Origin of the sequence: Tsukamurella sputi (assembly GCF_007858445.1) — a bacterium.
GTDB lineage: Bacteria > Actinomycetota > Actinomycetes > Mycobacteriales > Mycobacteriaceae > Tsukamurella > Tsukamurella sputi.
The window spans coordinates 49595-62615 of sequence record NZ_VIGV01000011.1 but is presented as its reverse complement, the minus strand read 5'-3'; the positions used below and the strand labels follow the sequence as shown (position 1 = coordinate 62615).

The 13021-nt window shown below is 72.0% G+C and carries 10 protein-coding genes and 1 pseudogene; 7 read left to right on the top strand and 4 right to left on the bottom strand.

The features are described 5' to 3' along the window. The first annotated feature begins 90 nt into the window (after nucleotides 1-90). Nucleotides 91-1116 carry an NAD(P)-dependent alcohol dehydrogenase gene (locus FK268_RS20765; RefSeq protein WP_146437363.1) on the top strand — a complete coding sequence of 342 codons (1026 nt, stop codon included), beginning with the start codon at nucleotides 91-93 and terminating at the stop codon, nucleotides 1114-1116. After that, a complete protein-coding gene (locus FK268_RS20760) occupies nucleotides 1113-2597 on the top strand; it encodes a mannitol dehydrogenase family protein (RefSeq protein WP_146437362.1) in 1485 nt (494 codons plus the stop codon). The genes FK268_RS20765 and FK268_RS20760 overlap by 4 nt, the downstream gene beginning before the upstream one ends. Here the strand turns inward: FK268_RS20760 and FK268_RS20755 are convergent. Beyond that, nucleotides 2594-4015, bottom strand: coding sequence for an FGGY family carbohydrate kinase (locus FK268_RS20755; protein WP_146437361.1), 1422 nt, complete (start codon nucleotides 4013-4015; stop codon nucleotides 2594-2596). The genes FK268_RS20760 and FK268_RS20755 overlap by 4 nt on opposite strands. 93 nt (nucleotides 4016-4108) lie before the next feature. Between FK268_RS20755 and FK268_RS20750 the strand changes: the two genes are divergently transcribed. The 3 genes and pseudogenes from FK268_RS20750 to FK268_RS20740 all read left to right on the top strand — a co-directional run. Beyond that, nucleotides 4109-5371, top strand: a complete 1263-nt coding sequence (locus tag FK268_RS20750) for a hypothetical protein (RefSeq protein WP_231707192.1) — start codon at nucleotides 4109-4111, stop codon at nucleotides 5369-5371. Between the two features lie 10 nt (nucleotides 5372-5381). Then, nucleotides 5382-6257, top strand: a complete 876-nt coding sequence (coaE, locus tag FK268_RS20745) for a dephospho-CoA kinase (protein WP_146437359.1) — start codon at nucleotides 5382-5384, stop codon at nucleotides 6255-6257. 80 nt (nucleotides 6258-6337) lie between these two features. After that, nucleotides 6338-7807, top strand: a pseudogene (locus FK268_RS20740) (amino acid permease); the annotation flags it as partial. Nucleotides 7808-7965: 158 nt separating this feature from the next. On the opposite strand, the gene FK268_RS20735 reads toward FK268_RS20740, so the two are convergent. Both FK268_RS20735 and FK268_RS20730 read right to left on the bottom strand, forming a co-directional pair. After that, complete coding sequence (locus tag FK268_RS20735) at nucleotides 7966-8589, bottom strand: SWIM zinc finger family protein (protein ID WP_146437358.1); 624 nt, start codon at nucleotides 8587-8589, stop codon at nucleotides 7966-7968. Further along, nucleotides 8589-10331, bottom strand: coding sequence for a DEAD/DEAH box helicase (locus tag FK268_RS20730; RefSeq protein WP_231707190.1), 1743 nt, complete (start codon nucleotides 10329-10331; stop codon nucleotides 8589-8591). The genes FK268_RS20735 and FK268_RS20730 overlap by 1 nt, the downstream gene beginning before the upstream one ends. Nucleotides 10332-10363: 32 nt before the next feature. Here FK268_RS20730 and FK268_RS20725 point away from each other — a divergent pair, with 32 nt between their 5' ends. Next, a complete protein-coding gene (locus FK268_RS20725) occupies nucleotides 10364-11122 on the top strand; it encodes a TetR/AcrR family transcriptional regulator (protein ID WP_146437357.1) in 759 nt (252 codons plus the stop codon). On the opposite strand, the gene FK268_RS25770 is transcribed toward FK268_RS20725, so the two are convergent. Beyond that, entirely contained in the window at nucleotides 11109-11918 is an 810-nt protein-coding gene (locus FK268_RS25770; RefSeq protein WP_438696008.1) for a ribonuclease FAU-1 family protein, read from the bottom strand. The two genes, FK268_RS20725 and FK268_RS25770, sit on opposite strands and share 14 nt — an antisense overlap. A 35-nt stretch (nucleotides 11919-11953) precedes the next feature. On the opposite strand from FK268_RS25770, the gene FK268_RS20715 reads away from it, so the two are divergent. Then, nucleotides 11954-12985 (top strand): TRM11 family SAM-dependent methyltransferase, encoded by a 1032-nt coding sequence (locus FK268_RS20715; RefSeq protein WP_146437356.1) that lies wholly within the window; start codon nucleotides 11954-11956, stop codon nucleotides 12983-12985. The last annotated feature ends 36 nt before the right edge of the window (nucleotides 12986-13021 follow it).

Below are 13021 nucleotides of genomic sequence, written 5' to 3'. Positions count from 1 at the left end.
TCCATCCATCGTGAGCAAATGCTCACTAGCGGTGATACTGCTCACTACGCTAGCATCGGGAATGTGACCCAGGCAACAGTTCCGAGTGAAATGCGCGCCAGCGTGCTGCACCCCGGGGGCCGGATGGTCCTCGAGACGAGGCCGGTCCCGAGACCCGACCCCGGGGACGTTCTCATCGAGGTCGCGGCGGTGGGCGTGTGCGGATCCGACACCCACTACCTCCGTCACGGCCGGATCGGCGAGTTCGTGGTCTCCGCCCCGCTCGTGCTCGGACACGAGGCGTCGGGCCGCATCGTGGCGGTGGGGTCGGACGTCCCGGCGGCGCGGATCGGCGAGCGGGTCTCGATCGAACCGCAGCGTCCCGATCCGCACAGCGCGGAGTCGCTGCGCGGCGAGTACAACCTCTGCCCGGCCATGCGGTTCTACGCGACGCCACCGGTCGACGGGGCGCTCGCCGAGTACGTGACCATCGGATCGGCCTTCGCCCATGCGATCCCGGATTCGGTGTCCGACGAGGCGGCGGCCCTGTTCGAGCCGCTGTCCGTGGGTATCGCGGCGCTCCGCAAGGCGTCGGTCGCGCTCGGCGGCGGCGTTCTCATCGCCGGCGCCGGGCCGATCGGGCTGTTGTGCGCGCAGGTCGCGCGCGCCTCCGGGCTGACGCGGATCGTGGTGACCGACCCGGACCCCGCGCGGCGACGCGCGGCGGAACGGTTCGGCGCGACGATCGCCGCCGAGCCGGGGGAGGCCACCGTCGGGGCGGGCTTCGACGCGTTCATCGACGCGTCCGGTGCGCCGCCGGCGATCCGCGCCGGCATCCCCGCCGTCCGACCCGGCGGTCGCATCGTGCTCGTGGGCATGGGCGCCGACGACCTCGCACTGCCCGTCTCGCTGATCCAGTCCCGCGAGCTGGTCCTCACCGGAGTGTTCCGGTACGCCAACACCTGGCCGACCGCGATCGCGCTCGCCGCGACGGGCCGTGTCGACCTCGACGGCATGGTCACGGGCAGATTCGCCCTGGAGGACGCCGAGGCCGCGCTCAACGCCGACCGCGATCCGGGCAGTATCAAGGCCGTGGTGCACCCCGCCGCCCCGCCGCGCACCGAGGAGGAGTCATGACCGCATCCGTCGCCCTGACCGCGGCCGCGCTGCCCGCCATCAGGGCCGCGTCAGTCCCCGGGTACGACCGCGCCGCCGTCCGCCCCGGCATCGTCCACTTCGGCGTCGGGGGGTTCCATCGCGCCCACCAGGCCGTCTACGTCGACCGGCTGCTCGCGGCCGGACCCGAGGCAGCGGGCTGGGGGATCTGCGGCGTCGGACTGCGGCCCGCCGACGCCGCGATGCGCGACGCCCTCGTGCCCCAGGGAGGGCTCTACACGGTGACCCTCAAGCATCCCGACGGTGCGGTGGAGACCGCCGTCGTCGGGTCGATCGTCGACTACCTGTACGCCCCCGACGATCCCGAGGCGGTCCTCGAGCGGCTCGCCTCGCCGGAGACCCGCATCGTCTCGCTGACGATCACCGAGGGCGGCTACAACTTCTCCGCGACCACCGGCGACTTCGACGCCGAGAACCCCGACGTGCGCCACGATCTGGAGCCGGACGCCGCGCCGCGCACCGTCTTCGGGTACGTCACCGAGGCGCTGCGTCGACGGCGCGCGCGAGGCGTCCCGGCGTTCACGGTCATGTCCTGCGACAACATCGAGGGCAACGGCCACGTCGCGCGACGGACGTTCACCGCCTTCGCCCGGCTCGCGGATCCCGCGCTCGCCGCATGGATCGAGGAGTCCGTCCGGTTCCCGAACTCCATGGTCGACCGGATCACGCCCGCGACGCCGGGCGCGCTGCGCGGGGAGGTCGCTGCGCGCACGGGCGTGGACGATCGCTGGCCGGTGGTCGCCGAGCCCTACACCCAGTGGGTACTCGAGGACGACTTCGGCTCCGGGCGTCCCCGCTTCGAGGACGCGGGCGTGCAGGTGGTCGACGACGTCGCTCCCTACGAACTCATGAAGCTCAGGCTGCTCAACGCCGGACATCAGGCACTCGGGCACTTCGCCCGTCTCCTGGGCTACGAGTTCGTCCACGACGCGGCCGCCGATCCCGACGTCCACGAGCTGGTGCGGCGATACATGCAGGACGAGGGCCGCCCGACGCTGCGACCGGTTCCGGGTATCGATCTCGACGACTACATCGACACCCTGTTGGAGCGGTTCTCCAATCCGGCGATCGCCGACACCGTCGCGCGCCTGTGCCAGGACGCCTCCGACCGGATTCCCAAGTGGCTCGTGCCCGTCATCGCCGCGCGCCTCGACGACGGTGCCACCGCACCTCTGGCGGCCGCGGTGGTAGCGGCGTGGACACGCGGCTGCGAAGGGGCCGACGATGCCGGCGCTCCGATCGTCCTGAACGACCGCCATGCGTCCGGCCTCGCGGAGCGCGCGGCGCGCTCGCGGACCGAGCCGCTCGCCTTCGTCGACGTGCCCGACCTCTTCGGGGACCTGGCGCACCGGCCGGGCTTCGCCGAGCCCTACCTGGCGGCGCTCACCTCGCTCCGTGAGCGCGGAGCGCGCGCGACGGTGCGGGCGCTCCTGGGCGGCTAGGTCGCCGGGCGGTCCAGAACCCGTTCCGCCGCGGCGCGATAGCGGTCGTACACCGCGGGCGTCGGGGCGGCGGAGCAGCTCTCGGCCGTGGGCCGCGGCCAGGCCGGGGCCGGCCCGTCGCCCCGTAGAGCCCACGCCGCCTGCCGCGCCGCGCCGCGGGCGACGTACTCGCCGTCCGCCGGGAAGTCGACGTCGCGGCCGAAGACCGCGGGTGCGATCGCCCGCACCGCCGCGGAGCGTCCGCCGCCGCCCACCACGAGGATCCGCTCCACCGCGGTGCCCTGCGCGGCGATGGCGTCCAGGCAGAACCGCAGCGAGCACAGCAGGCCCTCCACGGCGGCCCGCGCGATGTTCTCCCGGGTGAGGTTCGCGCCGGTGACGCCCTGCAGCGCGCCCGTGGCGTTCGGCAGGTTGGGGGAGCGCTCCCCGGAGAAGAACGGGACCAGGACCAGGCCCTCCGCGCCGGCCGGGGCGGCCAGGGCGAGCCGCGCGAACTCCTCGAGGTCGGCCCCCAGCATGCGCGCGGTCGCCGCGAGCACCGGCGCTCCGTTCAGGGTGCAGACGAGGGGGAGCTGATGCCCCGTGGCGTCCGCGAATCCGGCGACGATGCCCGACGGGTCCCGCGGTGCTGTGGCCGTGACGGCGCTGACGACGCCCGATGTCCCGAGGGAGACGATGCAGTCGCCGGGCCGGGCATCGAGGCCCAGTGCGGCACCGGCGTTGTCGCCCGCCCCCGCGCCGAGCAGTGTCCCCCGGCGCAGCGGACCGTCGTCGATCCGGACCGGTACCGACGCGGCCGGCCCGAGCACCCGGGGTAGTGCGGGGCGGCGCCCCCGGAGGGCGAGTTCGAGTATGTCGGTGCGGTACTCGCCGCTCGCGGCGCTGAAATAGCCCGTCCCCGAGGCGTCGGAGCGGTCGGTCACGAGGGCATCGAGCCGACCGCCCCCGAGCCGCCAGGTCAGCCAGTCGTGCGGGAGGCAGACCGCCGCGGTCGCGTCCGCGTGGCCGGGCTCGGTGTCGGCGAGCCAGCGCAGCTTCGCCGCGGTGAACGCCGCCACGGGGACCACACCGACCGCGGCGGCCCACTGCTCCGCCCCGCCGAAGTCCGCGACGAGTCGGTCCGCGGCGGTCGCCGATCGGGTGTCGTTCCACAGCAGCGCATCCCGGACGACCGCGCCGTCCCGGTCGAGGCAGACCATGCCGTGCTGCTGTGCGCCGACGGAGGCCGCCGACACGTCGTCGAGGCCTCCCGCGGCCCGCGCCGCCGCGCCGAACGCCTCCAGCCACGCGGCGGGCGGGACCTCGGTGCCCGGCGGGTGCGGGGCGGACCCGGAACGCACGACCTCGCCCGAATCCGCGTCGCAGACCACGACCTTGCAGGATTGGGTGGAAGAATCGACACCGGTGACGAGGGGCATGGTGGCGATCCTCCCAGACGGCCGAGCGGCACATGCACGTATCGCCATGGCGATCTTTGACAATGATTTTCATCAACCATGACACTTGCCGCCATGTCTCTTCGATTCCGCTTGACTCTTCCTCTTCTCGCTGCCGCGCTATTGGCCGCCGGATGCGGTTCCTCCCAGTCCGATTCGTCACCGTCGTCGACCGCCTCCGGCGCGTCCGATGCGGACGCTCCCGGCGGCGCGACCGAACAACGACGCGCGGCACCGCGGCTCGCGATCACCTACGAGGGCGGTGTGCAGATCGTCGACGCCACCACGCTGCAGAAGGTCGCCGACATCCCCGGCGAGGGCTACCTCCGCGTGAACCCCGCGGGCGACGGCCGCCACGTCTTCCTGTCCGAGGGCACCGGGTTCCGGCTGCTCGACCTCGGCGCGTGGTCGGTGCCGCACGGCGACCACCAGCACTTCTACACCGCAGCGCCCCGTCGCACCGACATCCGGATCGAGGCGCCCGAGCCCGGCCACGTCGTCCGGCACGACGGGCGCACCGTGCTCTTCTCCGACGGTACCGGCACGGTCACGTCCATCCCGTCGGACACGGTGGGCGACCCGACCGCACCCCGCGCGACCTACACCGCGCCGAAGCCGCACCACGGGGTCGCCGTCGAACGCGCCGACGGCTCGATGCTCATCACCGTCGGCGACGAGAAGGCCCGCACCGGCATCGCGATCCTGGGCAAGGAACGTCAGGAGATCGCGCGCAACGAGCAGTGCCCGGGCGTGCACGGCGAGGGCGCGGCCGAGGGCGGTGCCGTGATCTTCGGCTGCGAGGACGGCGTCCTCGTCGTGCGCGGCGACGAGATCGTCAAGACCGCTGCGCCCACCCCGGGCTACGCCCGCACGGGGAACGTCGCCGCCACCGAGGCGCACGCCGTGGTCCTCGGCGACTACAAGGTGGACAAGGCCGCGAAGCCGGAGCGTCCGACGCGGGTCAGTCTGATCGACACCCGCACCGGTGCCGTGAAGCTCGTCGACCTGCCCTCGTCGTACAGCTTCCGCTCACTCGCCCGCGGCCAGTTCGGCGAGGCGCTCGTGCTGGGCACCGACGGGGTGCTGCGCGTCCTCGACCCGGAGACCGGCGCCGTCGTGCGCGAGGCGAAGGCGACCGCACCGTGGACCGAGGACGCGAACTGGCAGGAGCCGCGGCCCGCGGTGTTCACGCTGGGGTCGACCGCGTTCGTGACCGAGCCCACCACCAAGTCGATCGTCGCGATCGACATCCCGTCGGGTAAGGAACTGCGTCGCGGCACCCTCGAGCACACCCCCGACGAGGTGTCGGGCGTCACCGGGGTCAGCGCGACTCACTAGTCTCGAGGGCATGTTGCGGATCGGACTCACGGGCGGCATCGGCGCGGGCAAGTCGACGGTGGCGAAGGAGCTCGCGGCGCTGGGCGCCGTCATCGTGGACGGTGACAAGATCGCCCGCGAGGTGGTCGAGCCCGGCACGCCCGGCCTGGCCGCGCTGGTGGAGGCGTTCGGGCAGGGGATCCTCGCGGAGGACGGCAGCCTGAACCGGCCCGCCCTCGCGGCGATCGCCTTCTCCGACGACGAATCCCGCGCGAAGCTCAACGCCATCACCCACCCACTCGTGGGAGCGCGGTCTGCCGAGCTCATCGAGGCGGCCGGACCGGATGCCGTGATCGTGCAGGACATCCCGCTCCTCGTCGAGAACAAGGTGGCGCCGATGTTCCACCTGGTGATCATCGTGTGGGTGGACGTGGAGGAGCGGGTGCGCCGCCTCGTCGGCTCGCGCGGCATGGTGGAGGACGACGCCCGCGCGCGGATCGCCGCGCAGGCCACGGACGAGCAGCGTCGCGCCGTCGCCGACGTCTGGCTGGAGAACACCGGCACGGAGGAGGCGACCCGTGCTGCGGTCCGCGCGCTCTGGCGGGACCGGATCGAGCCCTTCGCCGCGAACGTGGCCGCGCACCGTCCGGCCGCCGGTGCGCCGCGGGTCGACGATCCGGCGTACGCCGAGCGCCTGACGAACCGGCTGTGGGTCACGCTCGGTGCGAAGGCCTCCGCGGTCACCGCCGGCGATGCTGCAGCCACCGTGGTCCTCGCCGACGGTGTCGGGGAGGACGACGTCCGGCACGCGCTCGGTGACGCCGGCTTCGCCCGGGTGGGGGCGGGCGAGTACCGCGGCGCGGACCCGGGGCGCGCTGTGACGGTACGCGTCGAACTCTCCGCGTAGGACCTGTCCAGCTTCATACTGAGCCTTACTTTGCGTTACGGTGCCCGAATGGCCGGTTGCACCAGCGAGGCGAGGTAGGCATGTCCGAGACCCGAACCAGCTCCACTCCTCCGCCGGCGGGAATCTCGCGCGAGGACGATGGCTACACCAAGGGCATCAAACCGCGCCAGCTGCAGATGATCGCCATCGGCGGCGCTATCGGAACCGGGCTCTTCCTGGGCGCGGGCGGTCGGCTGCACGACGCCGGCCCGGGGCTGTTCCTCGTCTACGCCGTGTGCGGCGTCTTCGTCTTCCTGATCCTGCGGGCCATGGGCGAGCTGGTGCTGCACCGCCCGTCGTCGGGATCCTTCGTCTCCTACGCCCGCGAGTTCTACGGCGAGAAGGCGGCCTTCGTCGCGGGCTGGATGTACTTCCTGAACTGGGCGATGACCTCGATCGTCGACACGACCGCGATCGCCACCTATTTCCACTATTGGAAGGTCTTCGACCCGATCCCGCAGTGGTTGCTGGCGCTGATCGCGCTGGGCATCGTGCTGTCGGTCAATCTGGTCTCGGTGAAGCTCTTCGGCGAGATGGAGTTCTGGGCGGCGCTGATCAAGGTGGTCGCGCTGGTGGCCTTCCTCGTCGTGGGCACGGTCTTCCTCGCCGGGCGTTACGAGATCCAAGGTTCGAGTACCGGCCTGGGCATGGTGGCGCACCACGGCGGATGGTTCCCGGTCGGGGTGCTGCCGCTCGTCGTCGTGACCTCGGGGGTCGTCTTCGCCTACGCCGCGGTCGAGCTCGTGGGCACCGCCGCCGGCGAGACGGCGAACCCCGAGAAGGTCATGCCTCGGGCGATCAACTCCGTCATCGCCCGCATCGCGATCTTCTACGTGGGCTCCATCCTGCTGCTGGCGCTGCTGCTGCCCTACACCGACTACTCCGGCACGGAGAGCCCCTTCGTCACCTTCTTCTCGAAGCTGGGTTTCGACGGCGCCGGAGACCTCATGAACGTGGTCGTACTGACCGCGGCGTTCTCCAGCCTCAACGCCGGCTTGTACTCGACCGGCCGGATCCTGCGGTCGATGGCGATGAACGGCAGCGGTCCGCGGTTCACAGGTGTGATGTCCAAGCACGGCGTCCCCTACGGCGGAATCCTGCTGACCTCGGTGATCTGTCTGTTCGGTGTGGTGCTCAACGCTTTCAACCCCGGCCAGGCCTTCGAGATCGTGCTCAACGTCTCGGCATTGGGGATCCTGGCGTCGTGGGCCACGATCGTGCTCTGTCAGATGAAGCTCAAGACCGAGGCGGATGCGGGGCGCATGACACGTCCGGGGTTCCGGATGCCGCTGGCCCCGTGGTCCTCGTACATCACTCTGGCCTTCCTGTTCGCGGTGCTCGTGCTGATGGGCTTCGACCGGCCGATCGGCACCTGGACGGTCGCCAGCCTCGTCGTCATCATTCCGATGCTGATCGGCGGCTGGTACCTGGTCCGCGGCCGGGTGCTGGCGGAGGCGCGGGCCCGCGAGGGCTACACCGGCGAGTTCCCGGTGGTTGCGAACGTGCCGGTCGACGGCGGAACCGGCGGACCCTCGTGGTGGAGCCGGATCCGCGACCGCTACCGCTACGCCTCGCGGCCCCCGCTGTACGGCATGGCGCTCGTCTTCGCCGCGATGGCGGTCGTCGCCGTCACCGCGTACTACCACCTCGGCTGGTGGTCGATCATCGGTTACGTCGTGGCCGCGATCATGGCGGTGGTCGGCTTCGCGCTGGCCTTCCGCGACCTGTCGTAGCGCGCGAAGTAGTCCCGCGCGTCGAGGGTCGCCAGCGGCGTCCACCGGGGAACCGGGCGGTCGTGGACCGTACCGTCGGGCTGCGGCGCGGCGGCCCCCGGCCCCGTGCCGTACCCCTGCAGGGTGAGAACGGTGTTCGGCTCGTTGTCGACGAGGACCGCAAGGGCGTAGAGCGCCGCGAGCACGTGCACACACATCGTGCTGCGCGCCGTGCAGGAGCAGTCTGCGGCCTCCAGCGCCGGCGCCGGGTCCGCCCCGGCGGCCCGCACCGCGGCGTGCACGGCGTCGTCGGGCTCGGGGCGCGCGCCGAGCGCCTCCCGGAACGCCGCGGCGGTCACCGGCGTCATCGCGGCGAACTCCAGGTGGGCGATCGAGGCGCTGCCGCCGCGGTGCACGCGCGCGGTGACCTGCCTCCCGTCGAGCTCGAGCGTGACGCCGCCGCCCCGCGCGATCATGCGGGCACGAGGGGCGTGCTTGTTCGGGAGCTTCGCGGAGATGGGCTCGGCGAGGCGGACGAGGGCGGCACCGAAGGCGGTGAAGCCGAATTCGAAGACGGCCATCAGGCCTCCCGGTTCCGTCGGAGGACGTCGAGCAGTCGCTCGTCATCCAGGGTGGCGAGGGTGGAGACGATCGAGCCGTCGTCGGCGTGCACCCCGAGCATCGCCTTGCGGCGGTGCATCTCGTCGATGTGCTCCTCGATCGTGGTGGCGGTGGTCAGGGTGGTCACGGTGACGGGGCGGTCCTGGCCGATGCGATGCGCGCGGTCGGTGGCCTGAGCCTCGACCGCGGGGTTCCACCACCGGTCGTAGTGGATCACCTCGGTGGCGCGGGTGAGCGTCAGGCCCGAGCCGCCCGCCTTCACGCTGATCACCAGGACCGGCGGACCGTCGCCGGATTGGAACCGGTCGCCGATCGCGGTGCGCTCGGCGAGGGGGAGGCCGCCGTGGAAGAAGGGCACCTCGGTGCCCACGATCGCGGACGCGGCGCGCGCGAGCAGCTCACCGGTCTCGCGGTACTGGGTGAAGACCAGGGTCGCGCGACCGGCGGCCGTGTTGGCCTCGAGGATCTCGCTCGCCACGTCCAGCTTGCCGGAGCGTCCCGGTTCCGGGGTGGCCGTGCCTCCGTCTTGCAGATCCGGGTGGTTGCAGATCTGCTTGAGCGAGGTGAGCACGGCGAGCAACCGGCCGTGGCGCTCGAGGCCGGAACCGAACCCGTCGTCGGCGGCCTTCGCCAGGCACGCGTCGTAGCGCCGCGCCTGTTCGTCCGAGAGATCGCACAGGACGGGGTTGTCCAGCTTCGGCGGCAGTGACCCGGCGGCGCGCTCCTTGGTGCGGGCGAGCATGACGGGGGAGACCGCGGCCCGTAGGCGGCGCAGGGCACCGTCGTCGCCGGACTCGACGGCGCGGGTGAACCGGCGGCGGAAGACCGCCTTGATCGGGAACAGCGACGGCGTCACCACGCGCAGGATCGCCCATAGATCATCGAGCGTGTTCTCGATCGGCGTGCCCGTCAGTGCGATCCGCGCGCGGGCGTTGAGCGCCTTCGCCGCGCGGGAGACCTGCGTGCGCGGGTTCTTCAGCGCGTGCGCCTCGTCGAAGACCACTGCCGCCCAGTCGGTGCCGGCGAGCTCGTCGACGGACAGCCGCAGCCGCGCGTACGAGATCACGGTGACCCGCGAGAGGAGATCCGGTGCGAAACGGGCGATCTCGCGACGCCAGTTGGTGATCACGCTCGTGGGGCAGACGACGAGGCACGGACCGTCGTCCAGCACGGTGAGCGCGGTGATCGCCTGCAGGGTCTTGCCGAGGCCCATCTCGTCGGCGAGGAGGGCGCCGCCGTGCAGGCGCAGTGCGCGGCGCAGCCAGGCGACACCCGCGACCTGGTACGGCCGCAGGGTCGCATCCACCGTCAGCGTCTTCTCGAGTGCTACGGCGTCCGAGAAAGCGGTGACGGCGTAGTCGGGGGCGGTCACCGCGGTGCCGGTCGGGTCGGGTTCGGCGTGGGCCGCGATCGGCAGGTCTGCTGTTCCGCCGGCGGCGTGCTCCGCCCAGGCCGCGTGCGATGCGGATCGCCGGGCGCGGGGCGGAACGCCGTCCACGTCGACGAGGTCGCAGCGGACGTCCGCGACGGCGAGCGCACCGTCGACGGGTAGGACGAGGGGGAGGATCGTGGCGCGGTCGGGATCGTCCGGATGGTGCGACGACCACAGGGCGAACTGGTGGAGATCGGGGAGGTACGTGACTTCGAGGCTCAGGGCGCGTCCTTCGCGGGAGTCGAATAGAGTACGTTGTACGGAGTACACGAACAGTGTACACAGTACGGAGAAAGATGTCGATGACTCCCGAAGAAGAGGGGCGGGCGCTGGTCCAACTGCTCTGGCGGTCCGAGGCCGGCGAGCCCGCGCGCGCCCGCAAGGGGCCGAAGCAGCGCCTGACGGTCGACGAGGTGGTCGATTCCGCAATCGACCTCGCCGACGTCGAGGGGCTCTCGGCCGTCACGATGCGCGCCCTGGCGGCGCGGCTCGGCGTGGGGCCGATGAGTGTCTACACGTACGTCCCGACCCGGGACGTCCTGGTGGCTCTCATGGTCGACGCGGTCGCCGCGGCCCAGCCGCCCGTCGAGCGCCTCGCGACGCTGCGCGACTCCCTCGTCGCAGCCGTCCGGGCGCGACGCGACGAGTACCTCGCGCACACCTGGCTGCTCGACGCTCCGTCGTGGCGCGACGTGCTGGGGCCCGGTCGGATCGCACAGTACGAGGCGCAGCTCGCGCTCCTGGAGGACCTGCCGATCGGTGACCTCGAACGCGACTGGCTGATCGTGCTCCTCGAGAGCTTCGCCGCAGGCGCGGCCCGCAGCTCCGGGGCGCGCGGCGCCGCGTCGCGGCCGCTGACCGACGCGCAGTGGTGGGCAGTCGTCGGGCCGGAGCTGGCCACCGTGATGCCGGAGGGGAAGTATCCGATCGCGGGGCGCGTCGGATCGGTCGTCGGTGAGTACTACAGCGGGCCGGGGGATCCCGACGCGGGCTTCGAACTGGGACTGCAGGTGCTGCTCGACGGCCTCGAGTCGAGGATTCCGGGCCTCAGCGCCAGGTGATCGGCGCACCTTCCGCCGCGAGCCACGCGTCGACGCTGTGACCGTGGGCCGTGACCCCCGCGACGGCGCGCGTCGCCGCGTACAGCGCGCGCTCGGCGTCCTCGGCGGACAGGAGATCGGCCGCCGTGGCGGCCAGCAGCTCGTCGACGTCGATGAGCTCGATCGGCCGGCCCGGATGTTCCACCAGGTCGAGGTACCAGTCCTCGGCGTGCCAGAGGTTCCCGTCGCGCCACGTGCGCGCGACGTCGAGGTAGACGCGTTGGTCGCGCTCGTGACCCGCCGTGAAGTGGAAGATCGTCGCGCGCAGGTCGAGCGCGGGCAGCAGCCACGATTCGATCGCGTCGAACGTCGGATGATCCGCGGCCCGGACGAGGTAGAGCCCGAAGGGCGTCTCCCGGAACTCCTCCACCTCGCGCACGAAGCCCTTGGGGTCGGTGTTCGTCATCGCCGGCGGATCGAAGACCTCGCGCTTGGGCGGATGCACCGCCCCGTCGTCCACGGCGGCGTCGGCGGCCAGGCGCAGCACGAGCGTGACCTCCGTGCGCCCGCGCGGGCGGCCGGCGACCGCGCCGGACGGCCGGAAGCCGTGGCGGCGGAGCAGGGAGGAAAGGTCCTCGTCGGACGTGCGCACGAGGATTCCGTCCAGGCCCTCCGCGCGTTCCCGCGCCTCGCGCAGCAGCGCGGGCACCGCGTCCTCGGCGGCGTCGAGCACCGTCAGGTCCAGCCATCCGCCGGCCACGGCGCCGTTCGCCGCGGCGCCGTCCACGGTGAGCTCGAAGGTCGTGTCCGCGTCCATTCGTCCACGATACGACGCCTCGCTAGGATTCCCGGGTGCCCCAGTACTCCCTGCTCCCCGCCCCTGCCGCCAATCGTGTCTACGCCGAGGCGACGGCGTCGATGGTGCGCGCCGAACTGACGGTGCTCAGCCGCGCGGCGATGAACGGGCGGATCGGCGCGATCGAGAGCACGACGATCGCGGGCGTCGAGCATCTCGTCTTCGAGGCCGACGAGCTCACCCCGCGCGACCTCGGTCTCCTCGGGCTGACCTCGGCCTTCTACGCCCTGTTCGCGCACGAGGGCGAACTGCTGCGGCCCCTGGCCGTGCCCTCGCCGGACCGCTACCCGTCCGACCTGCTGACCATCCTCAAGTACCAGGGCAAGACCAACGAGCAGTTCACGCGGCTCGTGCTCAACGTGACCGCGGCGTCGACGACCCGACCCGACGGGGTGCTCGACGGTTCGCTCCGCGTGCTGGACCCCGTGTGCGGGCGCGGCACGACGCTGAGCCAGGCGGTGATGTACGGACTGGACGTGACCGGCGTGGACATCGATACGAAGGATTTCGAGCTCTACAGCTCCTTCTTCACCACCTGGCTCAAGGACCACCGGTTCAAGCACTCCGCGTCCACCACGCCGGTGCGGCGCGAGAAGTCGGTGATCGCCAAGAAGTACGACGTCGATTTCGCGGCCGAGAAGGGGGACTACCTGGCGGGGAGGAAGCAGTCCCTGACCTTCTACGCCGCCGACACCCTGCTGACCTCCCAGCTGGTCAAGCCCGGCACCGTCGACGTGGTGATCGGCGACCTGCCCTACGGCGTGCAGCACGGCAGCCGTGGGCCCCGCGGCCTGGTGCGCAACCCCCTCGAGCTGCTCGAGGGTGCGCTCCCGGGCTGGGCCGGCCGGTTGCGCACCGGCGGTGCGATGGGGCTGGCGTGGAACACGCGCGTCGCGCCGCGGAACCGGGTTGCGCAGCTGCTCGAGTCCGCAGGCCTGACGGTGCTCGACGGCCCCGGTTACGACGATCTGCGGCACCGCGTGGACCGGTCGATCACCCGGGACGTGATCGTCGCGCGCAGGGACTGAGTGAGCGCCGCCGCTGGCGGAAAACTTGTCGGTGGG